Origin of the sequence: Streptosporangium saharense, assembly GCF_014203715.1 — a bacterium.
In the GTDB taxonomy this organism is placed as follows: Bacteria; Actinomycetota; Actinomycetes; order Streptosporangiales; family Streptosporangiaceae; genus Streptosporangium; species Streptosporangium saharense.
Window position 1 is genome coordinate 125,620 of record NZ_JACHJP010000012.1, and the last position, 18,830, is coordinate 144,449.

The window sequence follows — 18,830 nt, forward strand, 5'->3', positions numbered from 1 at the left end:
GGGTGGTCGACGAGATCATCCTTTGGAGGGAACGCCATGGCACCGATCCTGGCCCGCCTGTGGCGCTCCTGGCCCGCACGCATCGCCGCCGTCTCGGTCCTCGTGCTCGGCGCGGGAGCGGTGACGCTGACCACGCGTGGCGGTACGGCTCCGGCCCCGATGGGGGAGGTCCTGCCGGTGCCCGTCTCGGTACGGCCCGCGGCGGACATCTCCTACACGCTGGCGCCGGACGCGGCCGTCCACACCGAGGCGGGCTCGGCGGAGGCGGCCCAGGTCGGCGCCTACCTCGCCGGGCTGCTGCGCCCCTCGACCGGCTACGCCCTGCCGGTCGTCCAGGACGGACAGGAGAGCGGCGTCTCGCTGCTGCTCACCGGCGCCGACCCGGTCGTCGGCTCCGAGGGCTACCAGCTCGACGTGACCGAGGAGGCCGTGGTCATCCGCGCCAGGACGGGCACCGGGCTCTTCAACGGGGTGCAGACACTGCGCCAGCTCCTGCCGCCCCGGATCGAGAGCGCCACCGCCGTGCCGGGGCCGTGGACCGTGCGGGGCGGGCGGATCGTGGACTACCCCCGCTTCCCCTACCGGGGCGCCATGCTCGACGTCGCCCGCCACTTCCACCCGGTCGAGACGGTCAGGCGGTACATCGACCGGATCGTCCTCTACAAGATCAACCACCTGCACCTGCACCTCTCCGACGACCAGGGCTGGCGCATCGCCGTCGACAGCAGGCCAAGGCTGACCGAGTACGGCGGGCGCACCCAGGTCGGCGGCGGCCCCGGCGGCCACTACACCAAGGCGCAGTACCGGGAGATCGTCGAGTACGCGGCCCAGCGGCACGTCACCGTCGTCCCCGAGATCGACCTGCCCGGCCACACCAACGCGGTGCTGGCCTCCTACGCCGAGCTGAACTGCGACGGGAAGGCCAGGAAGCCCTACACCGGGACCGACGTCGGGTTCAGCACGCTGTGCACCACGAAGGAGGAGTCCTACGCCTTCGTCAAGGACGTCCTCGGGGAGATCGCCGCGCTGACCCCCGGCCCCTACCTGCACATCGGTGGCGACGAGGCCACGGCGACCCCGCCGGAGCGGTACGCGGCGTTCATGAACCGGGTCCAGCCGATGGTCGCCGCGACCGGCAAGACGGTCATGGGATGGCACCAGATCGGCGAGCCCGAGGTGCGCCACCAGGAGGGACGCGTCCTGCAGTACTGGGGACGCACCGGCGCAGACCCGCTGGTGGCCGGGGCCGTCGCCAAGGGCGCCCGGGTGGTCATGTCACCGGCCAACCGGGCCTACCTCGACATGAAGTACGACGAGGAGACCGTCCCCGGGCAGAAGTGGGCGGGCTACGTCGAGGTGCGCGACGCCTACGACTGGGACCCCGGCTCCCACCTGGAGGACGTGCCCGCCTCGGCCGTCCTCGGCGTCGAGGCGCCGCTGTGGACGGAGGCGATCTCCACGGAGAAGGAGATCGAGTACATGGCCTTCCCCCGGCTGCCCGCCATCGCCGAGCTGGGGTGGTCGCCGAGGGCGACGCACGACTGGACGGCCTTCGCGCGCCGCCTCGGCGCCCAGGGACCCCGGTGGGCGGCCATGGACCTCGGCTTTCACCACTCGCCGCAGGTCACCTGGGACGGCCAGGCCGGGTGAGCGTCAGCGGGCGGCGAGCGCCTCAAGGGCCTCGCCGGTGATCCGGTACGGGATCCACTCCTGCTGGGGCAGGGCGCCGAGCGAGACGTAGAACTCCGCGGCCGGGGTGTTCCAGTCGAGCACCTGCCACTCCAGCCTGCCGTACCCGCGCTCCACACAGAGCCGGGCCAGCTCGGTCAGCAGCAGCCTGCCGTACCCCTTCCCCCTGGCGGCCGGACGCACGAAGAGGTCCTCAAGGTGGATACCGTGCCTGCCGAGCCAGGTCGAGTAGGTGACGTACCAGATCGCGAAGCCCGCGATCTCCCCGTCCGGGTCCTGCGCGACATGGCAGAACACCGCGGGCTCGGGGCCGAAGAGGGACTCGCGCAACTGCTCGGGGGTGGTTCTGACCTCCTGCAGCGCCTTCTCGTACTCGGCGAGGCCGCGGATCAGATCGACGATCGCCGGGACGTCCTCCGGCGTTGCGGGACGAATCATGCCCGCAGTCTAGGGTCACGGTCAGGAGGGTCGGCGTGGCCGTACCGGGGATGCGTCCCGTAGGTTGTCTGGTCACACACGGGATGTCGGAAACGTCGGGAAAGGCGGGCGACCATGCGGGAAGAGCCGACCGGTGAGCGGTTGACGGAGCTGAGGCGGACGTTCGACGCCATCGACGCCGACGGGGACGGCTTCGTCACCGACGAGGAGTTCGGCGCGCACTTCCCCGACCTGCCCGCCGAGGCGCTCGGCTCGCTGAACCGCGACGCGGACGCCGACGGCGACGGGCGGCTGTCCTTCGAGGAGTTCGTCAGGATCGTCTCCGGCGACTGACGGGCGGCCCTTCGAAGATCGGCCCAGGGGGGTCGGGTAGTGTGACGATACCTGGTCCACCAACGGATCTCTCGGTGAGGACATGGCCATTCGCCCGGACAGACGGACGGACCCCGACGGGTCACCCGCTCTCGTCCCGGCCGGTGACCCGGGACGGGCGGTCCGCGCCACGGGGGACACCCGTGGCTGAGAGGACCCGTGGCGAGGTGCGCAGGACGTCCTTCCCCATCGGGGACGACCTGGCCGAGATGCGGCGCCAGACCAGGGAGTTCCTCGCGGCGGCGGCCCTGGGCGAGCTGCGGGAGACCAACTTCGTCCTGGCCATCAGCGAGGCCGCCAACAACGTGCTCGACCACGCGGGCACCGGCGGCTGGATCGTCCTGCGGTGCGACGACGACCGGGTCGTCGCGGAGATCAGCGACGAGGCGGGACTGCTCACCGACACCGGGGCGGGCCGCGTCCGGCCGCCCATCGGCTCCCGCAGGGGCTACGGGCTGTGGCTGATGCGGGAGATGTGCGACTCGGTGGAGATTCTCGCCGAGCGGGGCGCCTCGACGGTACGGCTCACCATGCTGCGCCTCTGAGACCCCTGAGGAAGGTTCAGTCGCGGGAGAGCGGGTCCCGCCGCTCGCTGATCAGCGTCGCGCACCTGCGCACCCGCGCCTCGTTGAACGGCCGCGACCCCGGGATCTGCAACAGGCTCGTGCGCAGCGCCTCGTAGACCTCCTCGGCGGGGCGCCCGTCGTGCGAGGCGCCGACCCGGCGGATCACCTGGACGGCCCGGACGTCGAAGCCCGCCTCACGCGCGGCGGCACCGGGGGCCACGTCACGCAGCGCGGCCTTGTCCATCGTGATACGGACACGCGACATCCCTTGGCTCCCTCTATGGGCTCGGCCTACCTTGCCCGATCACCCTAGGAGCCCGGGTGGGAGCCGCGACGCCGTCGTTGACGTGTCACGGGCCTTCCGTCAGCGACTCTTTGCCAGGGGGTCCGTCAGCGCGCTCTCCCCGAACGCCCGCTGCTGGGACTCGTGCACGTCCCGGTCGATGGGGAAGGCGTCGGCGAGCTTGGTCAGTTCGAGCAGGCGGCCAAGCACCCCGTGCACTCCCGCCAGACGCAGCCATCCGTTGCGCTCGTAGGCCCGCCGCAGCGTCGTCAGCAGGGTCCAGATGCCGCTTGAGTCGCAGAAACCGAGCCCCGTCGTGTCGATGATGACGCGCGACTGTCTCCGCGTCAGCACCTCGGTGAGCGTCTCCTCAAGCCGTGGGGCCGATGTTTTGTCGAGATCGCCGTTGAGCGAGACCACGGAGAACCGTGGGTGATCGTTCACGGTGACGGAAAGCCGTGTCATGATGCCCCGCTGTCTACCTCAGCCTGAGACAGCGCCCTTATGGGAGCCGTGCGAAGACGGAAACCACTCCAACCACCGTACGCCCATGGCTGAGGACAGTTCAACGGCCGGGAAGGAACGGCGGATGATCAGCGGGTGACGGCTTCCCCGCCCGTCCCGCGCGCGAGCCCGCGTAGGTGGCGAGCCGGGTCGCCTGCAGCCGTTCCGAGGGCCGCAGCGCGGGGTGACTGTTCAGCACCGGGTCGAATCCCGGCAGGTCACCGGCCTGTTCCGGCAGGGGAGTGTGGACGCTCAGCCGTACCAGGGGACGCCTGTCCGCGCCGTCCACCCCGAGGGTGAACTCGATCGGTCCGTCCGCGACCGCCTTCCTCAGCAGGGCCGGTACGGCGGGCACCCCAGAGGCCGGGCCGTACCCCACGGCCAGGAAGCGCAGCGGCTCGCCCGCGTGGTCGTAGGCCAGGATCGTCGAGTAGACCCCGGGGACGAAACGGCGCCGGGGCAGAGGCAGCAGGCCAGGCCACAGCGCCGAGCACAGCAGCAGGTCGAGGTCGCCCCCCGCGCCACCCGCCCCGGGCAGCCGTACGGCCAGGCCGAGCACGTCGGGCAGGGGAGAGGGCAGCAGGCCGGCCCTGGACAGGCGGACCAGCGCGGGATGGTCACCGGGCCCGTCGAGGGCCGGGACGCCGAACATCGGATGGTCGAGCACGCGGAGCGTGGCCTGGAAGGAGACGCCGTCGGTGAACACCGCGCGTCCGTCACGCGCGGCGGCGAGCCAACGGGCGACCGTGGTCCCGGAAGTGGTGCCGGTCCCGGCGGCGTCCGTCATGCGCCCTGTGTGGGTCGCCCGCACATCGCCTCCCCGTTCCCCCGCGTCCTCCTGTCGTCGTACCCGCCGTCGTGTCTCCAAACGGGCTTCTCCCGACAGATCCCCCTAAGCGGGACGGTGGGGGGAGGCCGTCTCGTGGGAAGCGATCGTGGTCTAGGCGCCGGCGAGCTGGCCCGCGGGGTGGATGTGGCTCCCCTGCTCGTCGTGGTGGTCGGCGTCCGCGTCGTCGAACCAGACCCCGCCGTCGGCGAGGTAGCGGAAGCGGATCGGCTGCTGCGACGGGACGGTGAGGCTCACCTGGTAGGTGTCGTTCTTACGCTCCATCGGGTGGGCGTAGGGATCCCAGTCGTTGAAGTCGCCGACCAGTGAGATTCCGCCGACGGCCCGGTCGAGCGGCACGGTGAAGGTGAGTCTGACCTTCCCGTTCTTGGTGGGCTTACCACGCTTGATCATCGAGTCTCTCCTGACATCACTGTGTCCGTAGGTAACCGGCCGTGGTCCCGCCAGGCGGCACGGGCCTCCGTCGCGGCCCTCGCCTGCGGGTCGCGATCAGGAAGCCGACATCCGGGTCACGGCTGGCGGTAACGATCCACATGGATGGTTACCGCCAGTCATCGCCCGGCAACACGGAGCGTCGATTTTTGGTCGGGATCACGTCCGACCTTGACTGGAACGTGATGCTTATGGGGATAGTCGGCGAAGTCCTTGGTACGACTGGTTCGATAAAGATGTCCCCGTGGACATCAGGCCTATCTCGCCCGCGCACCTCGTCGAGGAACTCGCCGACCGGATCGCCGCCGGACCCCGTACCTCCTGGGTGCGGGTGGCCCTCGACGGCGCGCCCGCCGCGCACCCGGAACGGCTGGCGGAGGAGCTGGTCACCCCGCTGCGGCTGCGCGGGCGCGAGGTCATGCGGGTGTCCGCCGCCGACTTCCTGCGCCCGGCGTCTCTGCGTTTCGAGTACGGCAAGACGGATCCCGACGCCTTCTACACCGACTGGCTCGACGTCGGGGCCCTCGGCAGGGAGGTGCTCGGGCCGCTGGAACCCGGCCGTTCCGGGAAGGTGCTGCCCACGCTGTGGGACACGAGGATCGACCGGGCCACCCGCGCGCCGTACGTCACCGTGCCGCCGGGCGGGGTGCTGCTGCTGGACGGCGCGCTGCTGCTCGGCAGGTGGCTCGCCTTCGACCTGACCGTGCACCTGTGGTTGTCACCGGGCGCGCTGGCCAGGCGGACGGCGGAGGGGGAGCGCTGGACGCTGCCCGCCTACGCGCGCTACGAGCGGGAGGTCGGGCCGGTCGGTGCCGCCGACGTCGTCGTCCGCGTGGACGACCCCCGGCATCCCGCGCTGGCCGGGCCGGGATGACAGACGAGAGCGGGCGGCGCCTGGCCGCCCGCCTTGTCCGGCCGGGGTGTCAGACTCCGGCGCGTGAGGGTGCCCTGCCCTCGGCGTAGCCCGCCTCGATCAGTTCCTCACGGATGTCGTGCTTGCTCCTGGGGACCTCGGTGTCCTGGGTCTCCTCGATGCGCAGCGCCACACCCAGCGCGAAGAAGGTCGGTGCCCACTGGCCGATGAAGATGCCCCAGCGGTCGGCCCGGTCGAGCCCGGCGTGCTCGACCGACTTGGACGTCAGCCAGGAGGCGAAGGACAGGCCGATGGACGCGAAACCCGCGGCGTACATCGTGCTGGACTTCACGCCCGCCTTGCGAAGTATGTTGATCATTATTCCCCCCGATGGACTGTTCGCTGGTATCGGTACCCTTTCGGGTTTTATGTAACCGAATGTCCAGATTTAGGGGGAGGATTTCTACAGGTCTTGGGCGTCGACCCGCTTGCCGTTGTCGCCGATCCGCTTCAGCAGGCTCTCCCGCCGTCCCTCAAGCTCGTCCGCGAGGGCCTCCTGCTGGTCGGCCATGGAGATCAGCGCCGAGCGGTCCATGGGGTCCGTCGGGCCGAGATCACCGACCTGCTCGCGGAGCCCGGCGACCTCGGAACGGAGCCTGGCCAGATCCTCTTCGACCTGTCGGAGTTCATCGTGGATGCTCATCCGCTCCCCATACCCCCATCCCGGGAGCCGACTCCACGCCTACTCCCCGGGGCGTAGGCGAGGGACCCTCCCGCGTGGGATTGCCGCCCGAGGGACCGGGCCGAAGCTTGGGACCATGCGCGTTCATCAGCGGTTCTGGTACGGCGTCGCGGCGCTGCTGCTCGCCAGTGCCGTCTTCCACCTGGCCGTGTACGCCGTGGACGGCGGCGGCTGGGCGGGGCCGGTCTCCTGGCGCAAGCCGATCCTGTTCGGTTTCTCCTTCGGCCTGACGCTGGCCTGCCTGGTCTGGGTCACCGGCAGGCTCAGGCCACCTCCCGTGCGGAGCGGCCCGCTGCTCGGCGCCCTCGGTACGGCGTGCGTGGCCGAGGTGGCGCTGATTGACCTCCAGCGCTGGCGCGGGGTGCCCTCCCACCTGAACTTCGGCACCCCGGTGGACACGGCGGTCTCCGCCGTCCTGGCCGTGACCGCGTTCGCCGGTCTCATCCCGCCGATCGTGGTCATCGCGGTCCGCGCCTTCCGTGGGCTGGACGCCTCACCGAGCATGAGCCTGGCGATCAGGGCGGGCCTGGCCGTACTGCTGCTCAGTCAGGTCGCGGGCGGGGCACTGATCGCCAACGGCAGGGTCATCGGGCTGCCTCCCGACCAGACCGACCTGTCGATCCTCGGCGCGGCCGGGCAGCTGAAGGTCCCGCACGCGGTCACGCTGCACGCCCTGCAGGCGCTGCCCGCGCTCGCCGGGCTGCTCACGCTGACCTCCTGGGACGAGCGCGCCAGGACGCGCCTGGTCGCGCTGGCCACCACGGGGTACGGCGGGCTCGTCGTGGTGAGCGTGCTCCAGGCCGCGCGGGGACTCGCCCCGGCCGACCTCACCCCGCTCTCCGGAGCCGTGCTGCTGGCGAGTGCGACGGCACTCGGCGCCTCGGTCATGGTGACGTTGACACGGTTGGAAGGGCACCGGATCAGGACGCTCACCGGAAAACCAGAAGGTTCTCAGAGGGTATGGAACATGGTCATTTAACGAAAAAGACGAACATTTTCGAACATGACCTTAAATCTCCATTAGGGAAAGATCCCATGACATCCGTATATCCAATGTGTGGACAAGGCTGCCAAAGTTGTACTATCCGCGTCTGGAACAGGAAGCCGTTGCACCGTCCTCGGGTGACAGGGAGCAAGCATGGGCATACAGCATGCCGAAGACGGTGCGATGGGTGGTGTGCTCGCCTATTCGGGGGGCAACAGTCCGACCATCCTGCGGATTCTCCTCGGCACGCAGCTGCGGCGCCTGCGCGTGGCCAGGGGTGTCTCCAGGGAGGACGCCGGATACGCCATCCGCGCCTCCCACGCCAAGATCAGCCGCCTTGAGCTGGGACGGGTCGGCTTCAAGGAGCGCGACGTCGCCGACCTGCTGACCCTGTACGGCGTGCTCGACCCCGCCGAGCGGGAGCCGCTGCTCGCGCTGGCCACGCAGGCCAACGCCCCCGGCTGGTGGCACAAGTACGGTGACCTGCTGCCGAGCTGGTTCCAGGTGTACGTCGGCCTTGAGGAGGCGGCCTCGGTCGTCAGGAACTACGAGGTCCAGTTCGTCCCCGGGCTCCTGCAGAGCGCCGAGTACGCCCGCGCGGTCATCATGCTCGTCCACGGCACCGCCTCCGACGAGGAGATCGACCGCAGGGTCGCCCTCAGGCTGGCCAGGCAGGAACGGCTCACGCGGCAGAACGCCCCCATCCTGTGGGCCGTGGTCGACGAGGCCGTGCTGCGCCGTCCCATCGGGGGGCCGAAGGTCATGGCCGCCCAGCTCGACCACCTGCTTGAGGTCACCGAGCTGCCCAACGTCAGGCTGCAGATCATGCCCTTCCACCGGGGCGGGCACGCGGCGGCGGGCGGGCCGTTCTCCATCCTGCGCTTCCCCGACAAGGACCTGCCCGACGTGGTCTACATGGAGCAGCTCACCAGCGCGCTCTACGTGGAGAAGCGGGAGGAGACCGACCACTACACGCAGGTGATGGACAGCCTGTGCGTGCAGGCCTACTCCATCTCCGCCAGCAGGGACTTCCTGCGGGAGCTGCGCGAGCGGCTGCCGGACTGAGCCTCAGGCCGGTTTTCTGGCGACGCCTTTCCTGGCCACGCCGCCGAGCACGATCATGTTCGTCGGCCGTCCCGGCATCCGGGGACGCCAGGTGGTCACGTCCACCAGGCCGGGTTCGACCAGGTCGAGCCCGCCGAAGAACGGCAGGATCTCCGCGTGCCGTCTGAGGGTGACCGTGACCGGCCCCCCGGCGAGCGCGGCGCGGGCCCGCCCCACGGCCTCCTGGTCGCCCTCGGCGCTCGGGTGGGTGATGGCGAGAAGGCTGCCCTTGGCCATGCGCCCAAGGAAAGGCCCGACGACCTCCCGTGGGGTCTCGCCGGGGAACAGCTGCAGCACCGACAGCAGCAGCACCCCGACCGGTTCGTCGAAGTCGATGAGCCGCAGCAGGTCGGGATGCTCCAGCACGTCCTGCGGCCGTCCGAGGTCGGCCCTGATGGAGACCAGGAGCCTGTCGGTGGCCAGGAGCACGTCGTTGTGGACCGAGACGACGGGGTCGTTGTCCACGTAGACCACCCGCGCGTCCGGATGGGTCTCGCGGGCGACCTCGTGCACGTTCGGTGAGGTCGGGATGCCCGCCCCCAGGTCGAGGAACTGCCTGACGCCCGCCTCGGCCATGAACGCGACGGCCCGGCTGAGGAAGCTCCGGTTCGCCCTGGCCAGCACGGGATAGTCGGGCATCTGGGCGACGATCCTGTCGGCGTACTCGCGGTCCGCGGCGTAGTTGTTCTTGCCGCCGAGGACGTAGTCGTACACGCGCCCCACGTGGGGGGTGCCGGTGTCGATGCCGTCTGGAGGGGACTGGTCGCGGCTCACGCGGCGAGTGTAGTCACCTCCCACCGAAACGATCTAGGACGTCCCGGCACCGTTCTTCCCGGGACGCCGGGGTCTGACCTTCCTTACCGATCCGTGAGGAAGGAGTCGTTCCGCTTGTCAAGGCGATGAGAACCGGCTCACATTCTGAGCACCAGAACCGACGAATCCGCAGTTCAGGAGGCCTGGTTTGTCCGCCCCCCGCCGTTTTCTCGCTGTTCTTCTCTCCCTCCCCGTCGCCCTCGCCCCCGCCCTCGCTCCAGGTACGGCAAGCGCCGAGACCAGGGTGTCCATCACCTCGATGGCCTCGCTCGGCGACTCCATAACCCGCGGCTTCAACGCCTGCGGCTTCTATCTCGACTGCCCGTCCAGGTCGTGGTCCACGGGGTCCGCCTCGTCCGTGGACAGCCACTACCTGCGGCTGAAGGGAGCCAACCCCTCCCTCGTCGTGCACAACGACGCCAAGACGGGGGCCAAGGTCGCCGAGCTTCCCGGTCAGGCCGAGCGTGCGGTCTCCCAGCGGGCCGAGTACGTCACGATCCTGATCGGGGCCAACGACGCCTGCACGCCCTCCGAGGAGACCATGACCTCGGTCGCCGACTACGAGGCCGCCTTCCGCACGGCGCTGCAGACCCTGACCAGCGGCCTGCCCGAGACGGCGATCCTGGTCGCCAGCATTCCCGACGTCAAGCGGCTGTGGGAGGTGGCCAAGGACAAGACGGCGGCCCGGGTGGCCTGGGCCACCCTGAACATCTGCCAGTCGCTGCTCGAACGGCCCCGCTCGACCGACCCCGAGGACGTCGCCAGGCGGGAGCGGGTGCGGGCCAGGGTCGTCGACTTCAACCTGGTCGCGGAGAAGGTCTGCGCCGAGTACCCCACCTGCCGTGACGACGGGGGAGCGGTCTTCGACCAGCGCTTCGAGTTGTCCGACGTCAACACCTGGGACTACTTCCACCCCGACGCCTCCGGCCAGCACCTGCTCGCCGAGCTGACCTACCCCTCCGACGACCGATGAGCTGACGGACGGCCCGCACAGGAGGGCGCTCCAGGGGAGAAGTCATATTCCCCGGGAGCGCCCTCACGGCTGTCAAAAGACGTTCTTACTGGAAAGTGTCTTTAAAGTTAGACCCGACTCGTCAATGCGGCACACCAGCACCGGGAGAGAAAGCCCTGCAAAAAGGGGGCTTGTAACGCTCCAGCCACGCGTGGTTCACTGTCGCCGTCTCGGCAATTGTAAGTAAACTTTCCAGTAAGTGCGTGATAGTTGGGTGGTCAACCATGGAACAGATCCAGCCGCTCTCCTACGGGCAGGAACGGCTCTGGTTCCTCCACCGCTTCGATCCTCGCGACCACTCCTACAACACCTGCCACGCCTACCGATTACTCGGTGAACTCGACGTCCCCGCTCTCGAAGCCGCCCTCGCCGCCGTCGCGCGGCGCCACGAGACCCTGCGCACCCGCTTCGACGAGGTGGACGGCAGGCCCGTCGCCGTCGTCCTGCCCCCGGGACCCGTGACGATCGACCGCTACGAGGCCGGATCCGAGGAAGAAGCCAGGAGGATCGTCGCCGAGCGGGCAAACACCCCCTTCGACCTGTCCGCCGCGCCGCCCGTGCGGGTCTCGCTCATCCGCCTCGGCCCGGGGGACCACGTCCTGGCCGTGACACTGCACCACATCGTCGCCGACGGCGCCTCGGTCGTCGTGCTGCGCGACGAACTGGCCCACAACTACGCGGGCCGCGACCCCCTGCCGCCACTGGCCCTGCAGTACGGCGAGCACGTCCGCGCGCAGCGCGCCAGGGACGACGACGCCGACGTCGCCGAGTGGGCCGCGCGCCTGGCTGGCGTTCCCGCGCTCGACCTGCCGACCGACAGGCAGCGTCCCCCGCAGCGCAGCGGCGACGGCGCGGAACTGGTCTTCCACCTGCCCGGCGAACTGGTCGCGCGGGTCTCGGAGTTCGCCCGCGCCCGCCGGGTCACGCCGTTCATGGTGCTGCTCACCGCCTACCAGGTGCTCCTGTCGCGCCACAGTGGCCAGACCGACTTCTGCGTCGGTGCTCCCGTCGCGGGCCGCGACAGCACCGAGCTGGAGCCGATGATCGGCTTCCTGTCCAGGATGCTCATGCTGCGGGCCGACCTGTCGGGTGAGCCGTCCTTCGACGAGCTGCTCAAGCGCACCCGCAGGACCGTCATCCAGGCCATGAGCGCCCCCGACGTGCCGCTCGAACGGCTGCTCGGCGCGCTCGGCGTCGAACGCGACGCCAGCAGGACCCCGCTGTTCCAGACGATCTTCGTCGTGCACACCCAGAGCACCGAGGCCGAGGAGGGCCCGCTGCCCGGCCTGCGCGAGGAGTCCTTCCCCGCGGGCTGGATCGCCGCCAGGACCGACCTGTCCCTCGACCTGTGGCCCGCGGAGGACGGCGGCCTGTCCGGCTCCCTCGTCTACAGCACCGACCTGTTCGACCGGGAGAGCGCCGAACGGCTCGCCGCCCGCCTGCCCGTGCTGCTCGCCGCCGCGCTCGACGCGCCGCAGGCCCCCGTCGCCACCCTGGACATCCTGCCCGCCGAGGAACGCCGGTGGCTGCTGGCCAGGGCCAACCCCGCGGAACGGCCGCGCGAGACGCTGGCCGACATGTTCCTCACCCAGGTGGCCGCCAGGCCCGACGCCGTCGCCGTCACCGCCGAGCACGGTCCCGGCCTCACCTACGCCGAGCTGTGCGCCCGGGCGAGCGCGCTTGCCGTACGGCTGCGCGAGGCGGGGGTCGGCAGGGGGTCGCTGGTCGCGGTCAGGGTGAGCAGGGGGCCGGGCACGCTGGTCGCGCTGCTCGGCGTCACCCTGTCGGGCGCGGCCTACCTGCCCGTCGATCCGGCCTACCCGCAGGCACGCGTTGACTACGTGACCGAGGACTCCGGCGCCGCGCTCGTCCTCACCGACGACGACCTGCGCGACCTTCCAGAGGCCGATCCCGCCGACGCCCTGCCCCGTCCTCGTCCGGAGGACACCGCCTACGTGCTCTACACCTCCGGCTCGACGGGCCGTCCGAAGGGGGTGGCGGTCCCGCACGGCGCGCTGGCCAACACGCTGCTGGCCATCGGCTCCCTGGTCGGCGCCCGCCAGGAGCACGCCTGGCTCGCGCTCACCTCGGTCGCCTTCGACATCTCCACCATCGAGCTGTACCTCCCGCTGATCACCGGGGGCCGGGTCGTCATGGCCGAGGACGCCAGGGACGGCACCGCGGTCGCCGAACTCGTCAGGAGGGCCGGGGTCACCCACGTCCAGGCGACGCCGTCCGGCTGGCGCGTCCTGCTGGCGGGCGACCTGCCGAAGGTCACGGGCGTGACCGCGGGGGAGCCGATCGCCCCGCAACTGGCCAGGGAGCTGCGGTCCAGGACGAACCGCCTGATCAACGGCTACGGCCCGACCGAGACGGCGATCTACTCCACAACCTGGGACATCCCCGCCGAGCCGTACGAGATCGTGATCGGGCGGCCGATCGCCGGGAACACCGTCCACATCCTCGACCCCGAAGGCGGTCTGGCGCCGGTCGGCGTGCCCGGCGAGCTGTTCATCGGCGGCCTCGGCGTCGCCGACGGCTATCTCGGCAGGCCCGCCCTCACCGCCGAGCGCTTCGTGCCCGACCCGTACGGCGGGCCGGGGGAGCGCCTCTACCGCACCGGCGACCTGGGGCGCTGGCTGCCCGACGGGACTATCGAGTTCCTCGGCAGGACCGACAACCAGGTCAAACTCCGCGGCCACCGGATCGAGCTCGGCGAGGTCGAGGCCGTCCTCGAAACCCACCCCGCCGTACGGCAGGCCGTGGCCACGGTGCACGAGGAGACCCTGGTCGCCGTCGTCGTGGCGCCCGGCCTGTCCGGCACCGGGGTCCTGCGCGAGCACATGGCCACGCAGCTTCCCGGCTATCTGGTGCCGCAGTCGTTCGTCGTGCTTGAGGAACTGCCGCTGACCCCCAACGGCAAGGTGGACCGCAAGGCGCTGCCCGCGATCCTGACCGGGGCCCTGCGGGAGCTGACCACGGCGGACACGACGCCGCCGCGCACCCCGAACGAACGGCTGGTCGCCCAGGTGTTCGCCGAGGTGCTCGGCCGCGAGACGGTCGGCGCCCACGACGACTTCTTCGCCCTCGGCGGCCACTCGCTGCTGGCCACCATGGTCACCGCCCGCCTGCCGGTGCGCGTCCCGGTGCGGGAGGTGTTCACCAGGCCGACGGTCGCGGCGCTGGCCGAACTGCTGGACACCGAGGACACCGGCCCCGGCGACGTCCCCGTCCCCAGACCGGCGGGGATGACGCCGCCGCTGTCGTCAGGACAGGAACGCCTGTGGTTCCTCAACCGGTTCGACCCGGCCGGTAACGCCGCCTTCAACATCCACCTCGTGCTGCGGCTGACCGGCCCCCTCGACGTGGCGGCGCTCGGCAGGGCCTTCGACGGCGTCGTCGCCCGCCACGAGACCCTGCGCACCCGCTTCCCCGAGGTGGACGGCCAGCCCGTCATGGTGATCGACCCGCCGGGACCGGTGGAGATCGAACGCCTGAGGGGGGACGCGAGGCCGCTCGTCGCCGAACGGGTCAACACCCCCTTCGACCTCACCCGGGGCCCGGCCGTAAGGGTCACGCTCATCGAGCAGGACACCGACGACCACGTCCTGTGCGTGGTCGCCCACCACATCCTCGGGGACGGCTGGTCGCTGAACATCCTGCGCGACGAACTGGCAGTGCTGTACTCGGGAGGCTCGCTGCCCCCGGTGCCGCTGCAGTTCGGCGACCTGGTGGTGTGGCAGCGCGGACGCGACTCCTCCAAGCTGTTCGACTACTGGAGCACACAGCTCGCCGACCCGACCCCGCTGGCCCTGCCGACCGACAGGCCGCACGCCGTCGGCGGCGCCAGGCACGGCGCCTTCGTGGGCTTCAGACTCGACCCGGCCGAGGCGGACGCGCTCGTCGCGATGGGCCGCCGCAGGGGCGCGACGCTGTTCATGACGCTGCTGGCCGCCTACCAGGTCCTGCTGTCGCGGCACAGCGGCCAGACCGACATCCTGGTCGGCACCTCCAACGCGGGCAGGGACACCGTCGAGCTCGAATCGGTCATCGGCTACATCACCGACGTGCCGGTGTTGCGCGGCGACCTGTCGGGCGACCCGACCTTCTCCGAGTTCCTCGCCGCGACCCGCGCGACCGTGCTCGACGCCTTCGCCAACCAGGGGCTGCCGTTCGAGGAACTGGTCGGCTCACTCCAGATCGAGCGCGACCTGACCCGCACCCCCGTCTTCCAGACGATGGCGGTCCTGCACACCGAGGACTCGGGGCGGGTGCCCAAGCCCTTCCCCGGGCTGTCCGTCGGCCAGTTCTCCGGCAACCGCGCGCAGGCCAAGTTCGACCTGATGCTGGAGGCCTGGCACGACACCGGGGACCTCTACGTCGAGCTTGAGTACGACACGACGCTGTTCGAGCGGAGCACGGCCGAGGCGTACGCCACCCGGCTCGCGGCCCTGCTGCGCGGCGTCACCGCCGACCCCGACCGGCACCTGTCCGAACTGCCCATGCTCACCGAGGCCGACGAGGCCTTCCTCACCTCCGTCTCCCGCGGCCCCGCGCTGCCCGCCCCGGTCTCCGTGCCGGACCTGATCGCGCGAGCCGTACGGGAGCATCCGGACGCGCCGGCCATCGGCTGTGCCGGGCGGGTGGTCACCTACCGTGAGCTGGACGAACTCGCCGACAAGGCCGCCGCGCGCTTCGAGGCAGGACGGATCGCCGTCGTCCCGCTGGACCGCACGCCGGAGGGCGTCGCGACGCTGCTCGGGGCCTGGCGGGCGGGCGCCGCCTACCTGCCGCTCGACCCGGCGCTGCCCGAGGAGCGGCGCGCCTTCGTCCAGGAGGAGATCGAGGGCGTGGCGGCCGACGGGGTCGCCTACGTGATCTACACCTCGGGCTCCTCGGGGACGCCCAAGGGTGTGCTCGTCGAACACGACGGCCTGGCCGCCCGGGTCGCCTGGATGGCCGGGGAGTACGGCCTGGGCCCCGGCGACAGGGTCGTCCAGTTCGCCACGCTGAGCTTCGACACCCACGCCGAGGAAATCTATCCGGCGCTGGCGGCCGGGGCCCGCCTCGAACTGCTGCCCGAGGGCGCGGTGACCCTGCCCGACCTGCTCGCCACGCCCGACGGGAGCCGGGTGACCGTGCTCGACCTGCCCACGGCGTACTGGCACCACCTGGTCGGCCAGATCGACGAGATCGCCTGGCCGCCCGCGCTGCGGCTGGTCATCCTGGGCGGGGAGGAGCTGAAGGCCGACGCGGTCGCCAGGTGGCGTGAGCGCTTCGGCGACCGGATCCGGCTCGTCAACACCTACGGCCCGACCGAGGCGACGGTCATCGCGACCGCCGACGAGATCGCGGGACCCGGCGTCGTACCGGGGGAGCGGGGCGAGCGGCCCCCCATCGGACGGCCCATCGGCGGCGTCCACGTCGCGGTCCTCGCCGAGGACGGCTCACCCGTGCCGCCCGGCGCCCCCGGCGAGCTGTGCCTTGGCGGCGCCGGTCTGGCCAGGGGCTACCTGCGGCGTCCCGGCCTGACGGCCGAGCGTTTCGTCCCCGACCCGTACGGCGGGCCGGGCGAGCGCCTCTACCGCACCGGCGACCGCGCCCGCTGGCGCCCCGACGGCCGCCTTGAGTTCCTCGGCAGGATCGACGACCAGGTCAAGGTGCGCGGCTTCCGCGTCGAGCCCGGCGAGGTCGAGGCGCGCCTGCTCGACCACCCCGCCGTACGGCAGGCCGTGGTCACCGCCGTCGAGGACACCCTCGTCGGATACGTGGTCGCCGAGGAAGGGACCGACCCGGTGGCCGAGCTGCCCGGCTTCCTCGCCACGCGGCTGCCGTCCTACCTGGTCCCCTCGGTATGGGTGACGCTCGGCGAGCTGCCGCTGACCCGCAACGGGAAGGTGGACAGGAAGGCCCTGCCCACGCCGTCCATCGACCGGCGCACCCCCTCGGTGCCGCCGAGGACCGACGCCGAGCAACTCGTCGCCGAGGTCTTCTGCGAGGTGCTCGGCGCCGCCGAGGTCGGCGCGCTCGACGACTTCTTCGACATCGGCGGCCACTCGCTGCTGGCCACCCGCGTCATCGCGCGGATCAGGGCCATCACCGACATCGACATCCCGATCAGGGCGATGTTCGAGCACAGCACGGTCGCCGGTCTGGCCGGCCTCGTCGAGGAACTGCTCCTGGCGGAGATCGCCGGGCTCTCCGACGAGGAGGTCGCCCGCCTCGCCCAGGGGGTCTCCTGACCGGCCGGGACCCCGTCCACGGAAAAGCCGCCGCCCGGACCCGCGGTGGCTTTTCCGCACAACCACAGCAAGGAGCCCCTCCCCGTGACGTATCAAGTCGTGGTCAACCACGAGGAGCAGTACTCGATCTGGCCCGCGGACCGTCCGCTCCCCGACGGCTGGCGGCCGGACGGCACCTCGGGCGACAGGCAGGAATGTCTGGAGCACATCGAACAGGTGTGGACCGACCTGCGACCGAAGAGCGCCCGATGAGCGCGGGCGGCCAGGTCGCCGAGGTCCTGCCCGGCAGTCCGGCCGGGCTCGTGGCCCGCTTCCAGGGTGAGCGTACGGCCAGCGGACCGCCGACCGTCGGTCAGGCCAACATGATCCGCTGCGTGCTCACCGACCCCCCGGAGCACATGAACTACCGCTTCGTGCTCAACGTCCCCCCTGGCAGGACGCTCGGCGACGTGGTCACGGCCGCCGAGCTGCTCGTCTCCCGGCACGAGTCGCTGCGCACGACCTTCCGCGACGACCTCCAGCACGTCGCGGGCGAGGGCGAGCTGGTCATCGAGGTGCACGAGTCACGGGGCTCGGCCGACCTCGCCGACGAGGTGGCCGCCCGGCTGCAGGCCGTACGGTTCGATCCCGCCGGAGAGCTTCCGGTGCGGATGGCGGTGACCGTCAACGACGGGGTGCCCGAGCACGTCGTGCTGATCGTCACGCACACCACGGTCGACGCCGTCGGCCTTGGCCTGATGCGGGCCGAGCTGGGCCGTCTGCTCCTCGGCGAGGTCCCGGCGCCCGTCACCGCCCCCCAGCCGCTCGACGTGGCGTGGGCGGAACGGAACCCGGCGAGCCTGAAGCGCGCGCAGGCCGCCCTGACGTACTGGCGGACCAACCTGGAGCGGATCCCCCGCTCGACCTTCACCGCCTCCGTCGACGACGGCGACAACGACTGGCTGCTGCCCAGGCTGCGGGTGCGCTCGACGCGGGCCGCCAGGGCGCTCGGACGGATCGGGACCCGCACCGGGGTCAGCCGCTCGGCCGCGGTGCTCGCCGCCTACACCCTGATCGCCGGACTGCGGGCGGGGCAGCGTACTGCCGTCGCCCTGGCGATCTCGGCCAACCGGTTCCGTCCCGAACTTCGCGAGTACGTCGGCCCGCTGGCCCAGGACGCCCTGGTCCCGATCGACCTCGACGAGCCCACGTTCGACGGCGTGCTGCGGCGGGCCAGGGCCGCGACGCTGGCCGCCTACCAGAACAGCCGCTTCGACTCCGACGCGCTCGTCCAGATCATGGAGGAGGTCCAGCGGTCGCGGGGGGTGTTCTTCGCCAGGGACATCGTCTTCAACGACATGAGCGTCCCCGGCCCTGGACGGCGGACGGGCCGTATCGAGGAGGACGGGCAGGACGTGCGCTCCCACTGGCTGCCCGACGCGACGATGCCGACCCGCACCTCGGTGTGGGTGCGCACCCTCGAAGGAGAGGTGGACTTCACCCTCTGGGCCGACCCGCGCTGCCTGCCGCGCGAGGACGCCGAGGCGCTCGGCGAGGGGATCGCGCGGCTGCTCATCGAGGCCGCGGAGCGGGACGTGCCGATCTCCGAGGTGTCCGCGCTGACCGGGGTCGTCCCCCTGGAGCGGGGGCCGGGATGGGTGACGGTCGACGCGTGCTGGGTCCACCTGGCCGAGGTGGAGCGGCTCGTCCGCGACGCGGTGGGGGAGCGTCCCTTCCGGGTGACCTTCGAGGACGGGCGGCTGGTGTGCCACCTCGCCGGGCCCGTGACGCCGCAGGAGATCCACACCGCCTGCGTGGGGAAACTGTCCGGGCGGATGGCGGCGATGACCCCCCACCACTACGTGGTCTGCGACGGCGCGCCCGCCTCCCCGGACGGCTGGGCCGCCCTGCCGGTGCTCGACGAGGGGACGGGCCGGTGAGGCGCGCCCGTGGCGGCCCCTGGACCTCC

The 18,830-nt window shown here is 71.2% G+C and carries 18 protein-coding genes; 10 read left to right on the forward strand and 8 right to left on the reverse strand.

Going from position 1 to position 18,830, the window contains the following annotated elements; all coding sequences use genetic code 11:
* Positions 1-36: 36 nt before the first annotated feature.
* The gene (locus FHS44_RS35705) at positions 37-1,650 is read left to right on the forward strand and encodes a beta-N-acetylhexosaminidase (RefSeq protein WP_184723678.1); all 1,614 of its coding nucleotides are present in this window, start codon (positions 37-39) and stop codon (positions 1,648-1,650) included.
* Positions 1,651-1,653: 3 nt separating this feature from the next.
* Here FHS44_RS35705 and FHS44_RS35710 read toward each other — a convergent pair whose 3' ends face one another.
* Positions 1,654-2,127 (reverse strand): GNAT family N-acetyltransferase, encoded by a 474-nt coding sequence (locus FHS44_RS35710; RefSeq protein WP_184723681.1) that lies wholly within the window; start codon positions 2,125-2,127, stop codon positions 1,654-1,656.
* 114 nt (positions 2,128-2,241) lie between these two features.
* On the opposite strand from FHS44_RS35710, the gene FHS44_RS35715 reads away from it, so the two are divergent.
* Together FHS44_RS35715 and FHS44_RS35720 are read left to right on the forward strand one after the other, a co-directional pair.
* Complete coding sequence (locus FHS44_RS35715; protein ID WP_184723684.1) at positions 2,242-2,460, forward strand: EF-hand domain-containing protein; 219 nt, start codon at positions 2,242-2,244, stop codon at positions 2,458-2,460.
* 182 nt (positions 2,461-2,642) lie between these two features.
* A complete protein-coding gene (locus FHS44_RS35720; protein WP_184723687.1) occupies positions 2,643-3,044 on the forward strand; it encodes an ATP-binding protein in 402 nt (133 codons plus the stop codon).
* 16 nt (positions 3,045-3,060) lie between these two features.
* Here the strand turns inward: FHS44_RS35720 and FHS44_RS35725 are convergent, their stop codons facing one another.
* From FHS44_RS35725 to FHS44_RS35740, 4 genes are all read right to left on the reverse strand, one after another.
* Positions 3,061-3,330 carry a hypothetical protein gene (locus FHS44_RS35725; RefSeq protein ID WP_184723690.1) on the reverse strand — a complete coding sequence of 90 codons (270 nt, stop codon included), beginning with the start codon at positions 3,328-3,330 and terminating at the stop codon, positions 3,061-3,063.
* Between the two features lie 99 nt (positions 3,331-3,429).
* Positions 3,430-3,813, reverse strand: coding sequence for an STAS domain-containing protein (locus tag FHS44_RS35730; protein WP_184723693.1), 384 nt, complete (start codon positions 3,811-3,813; stop codon positions 3,430-3,432).
* 100 nt (positions 3,814-3,913) lie between these two features.
* The gene (locus tag FHS44_RS35735; RefSeq protein ID WP_184723696.1) at positions 3,914-4,639 is read right to left on the reverse strand and encodes a hypothetical protein; all 726 of its coding nucleotides are present in this window, start codon (positions 4,637-4,639) and stop codon (positions 3,914-3,916) included.
* Positions 4,640-4,792: 153 nt separating this feature from the next.
* Positions 4,793-5,092, reverse strand: a complete 300-nt coding sequence (locus FHS44_RS35740) for an isoamylase early set domain-containing protein (protein WP_184723699.1) — start codon at positions 5,090-5,092, stop codon at positions 4,793-4,795.
* Between the two features lie 283 nt (positions 5,093-5,375).
* On the opposite strand from FHS44_RS35740, the gene FHS44_RS35745 reads away from it, so the two are divergent.
* Positions 5,376-6,005 carry a nucleoside/nucleotide kinase family protein gene (locus FHS44_RS35745; RefSeq protein WP_184723702.1) on the forward strand — a complete coding sequence of 210 codons (630 nt, stop codon included), beginning with the start codon at positions 5,376-5,378 and terminating at the stop codon, positions 6,003-6,005.
* 49 nt (positions 6,006-6,054) lie between these two features.
* Here the strand turns inward: FHS44_RS35745 and FHS44_RS35750 are convergent, their stop codons facing one another.
* Together FHS44_RS35750 and FHS44_RS35755 are read right to left on the reverse strand one after the other, a co-directional pair.
* The gene (locus tag FHS44_RS35750) at positions 6,055-6,363 is read right to left on the reverse strand and encodes a hypothetical protein (RefSeq protein ID WP_184723705.1); all 309 of its coding nucleotides are present in this window, start codon (positions 6,361-6,363) and stop codon (positions 6,055-6,057) included.
* 84 nt (positions 6,364-6,447) lie between these two features.
* The gene (locus FHS44_RS35755; RefSeq protein WP_184723708.1) at positions 6,448-6,687 is read right to left on the reverse strand and encodes a hypothetical protein; all 240 of its coding nucleotides are present in this window, start codon (positions 6,685-6,687) and stop codon (positions 6,448-6,450) included.
* 115 nt (positions 6,688-6,802) lie between these two features.
* On the opposite strand from FHS44_RS35755, the gene FHS44_RS35760 reads away from it, so the two are divergent.
* Together FHS44_RS35760 and FHS44_RS35765 are read left to right on the forward strand one after the other, a co-directional pair.
* Positions 6,803-7,705, forward strand: a complete 903-nt coding sequence (locus tag FHS44_RS35760; protein WP_184723711.1) for a hypothetical protein — start codon at positions 6,803-6,805, stop codon at positions 7,703-7,705.
* A 159-nt stretch (positions 7,706-7,864) separates the two neighbouring features.
* Complete coding sequence (locus tag FHS44_RS35765; protein ID WP_184723713.1) at positions 7,865-8,776, forward strand: Sco1979 family transcriptional regulator; 912 nt, start codon at positions 7,865-7,867, stop codon at positions 8,774-8,776.
* Between the two features lie 3 nt (positions 8,777-8,779).
* Here FHS44_RS35765 and FHS44_RS35770 read toward each other — a convergent pair whose 3' ends face one another.
* On the reverse strand, positions 8,780-9,589 hold the full coding sequence (locus tag FHS44_RS35770; RefSeq protein ID WP_184723716.1) for an SAM-dependent methyltransferase: 810 nt from the start codon (positions 9,587-9,589) through the stop codon (positions 8,780-8,782).
* Between the two features lie 187 nt (positions 9,590-9,776).
* Here FHS44_RS35770 and FHS44_RS35775 point away from each other — a divergent pair, with 187 nt between their 5' ends.
* From FHS44_RS35775 to FHS44_RS35790, 4 genes are all read left to right on the forward strand, one after another.
* Positions 9,777-10,601 carry an SGNH/GDSL hydrolase family protein gene (locus tag FHS44_RS35775; protein ID WP_184723719.1) on the forward strand — a complete coding sequence of 275 codons (825 nt, stop codon included), beginning with the start codon at positions 9,777-9,779 and terminating at the stop codon, positions 10,599-10,601.
* 263 nt (positions 10,602-10,864) lie between these two features.
* Positions 10,865-16,882, forward strand: coding sequence for a non-ribosomal peptide synthetase (locus FHS44_RS35780; protein ID WP_184723722.1), 6,018 nt, complete (start codon positions 10,865-10,867; stop codon positions 16,880-16,882).
* Positions 16,883-16,966: 84 nt separating this feature from the next.
* Complete coding sequence (locus FHS44_RS35785; RefSeq protein WP_184723724.1) at positions 16,967-17,134, forward strand: MbtH family protein; 168 nt, start codon at positions 16,967-16,969, stop codon at positions 17,132-17,134.
* Complete coding sequence (locus FHS44_RS35790; protein WP_184723727.1) at positions 17,131-18,801, forward strand: condensation domain-containing protein; 1,671 nt, start codon at positions 17,131-17,133, stop codon at positions 18,799-18,801. The genes FHS44_RS35785 and FHS44_RS35790 overlap by 4 nt, the downstream gene beginning before the upstream one ends.
* The last annotated feature ends 29 nt before the right edge of the window (positions 18,802-18,830 follow it).

Excerpts from the sequence above, each read along its gene's own strand:
- FHS44_RS35735 (WP_184723696.1), bottom strand. The coding sequence starts at position 4,639 with ATGACGGACGCCGCCGGGACCGGCACCACTTCCGGGACCACGGTCGCC.
- FHS44_RS35730 (WP_184723693.1), bottom strand. The coding sequence starts at position 3,813 with ATGACACGGCTTTCCGTCACCGTGAACGATCACCCACGGTTCTCCGTG.
- FHS44_RS35725 (WP_184723690.1), bottom strand. The coding sequence starts at position 3,330 with ATGTCGCGTGTCCGTATCACGATGGACAAGGCCGCGCTGCGTGACGTG.
- FHS44_RS35715 (WP_184723684.1), top strand. The coding sequence starts at position 2,242 with ATGCGGGAAGAGCCGACCGGTGAGCGGTTGACGGAGCTGAGGCGGACG.
- FHS44_RS35755 (WP_184723708.1), bottom strand. The coding sequence starts at position 6,687 with ATGAGCATCCACGATGAACTCCGACAGGTCGAAGAGGATCTGGCCAGG.
- FHS44_RS35740 (WP_184723699.1), bottom strand. The coding sequence starts at position 5,092 with ATGATCAAGCGTGGTAAGCCCACCAAGAACGGGAAGGTCAGACTCACC.
- FHS44_RS35705 (WP_184723678.1), top strand. The coding sequence starts at position 37 with ATGGCACCGATCCTGGCCCGCCTGTGGCGCTCCTGGCCCGCACGCATC.
- FHS44_RS35750 (WP_184723705.1), bottom strand. The coding sequence starts at position 6,363 with ATGATCAACATACTTCGCAAGGCGGGCGTGAAGTCCAGCACGATGTAC.
- FHS44_RS35710 (WP_184723681.1), bottom strand. The coding sequence starts at position 2,127 with ATGATTCGTCCCGCAACGCCGGAGGACGTCCCGGCGATCGTCGATCTG.
- FHS44_RS35760 (WP_184723711.1), top strand. The coding sequence starts at position 6,803 with ATGCGCGTTCATCAGCGGTTCTGGTACGGCGTCGCGGCGCTGCTGCTC.
- FHS44_RS35780 (WP_184723722.1), top strand. The coding sequence starts at position 10,865 with ATGGAACAGATCCAGCCGCTCTCCTACGGGCAGGAACGGCTCTGGTTC.
- FHS44_RS35790 (WP_184723727.1), top strand. The coding sequence starts at position 17,131 with ATGAGCGCGGGCGGCCAGGTCGCCGAGGTCCTGCCCGGCAGTCCGGCC.
- FHS44_RS35765 (WP_184723713.1), top strand. The coding sequence starts at position 7,865 with ATGGGCATACAGCATGCCGAAGACGGTGCGATGGGTGGTGTGCTCGCC.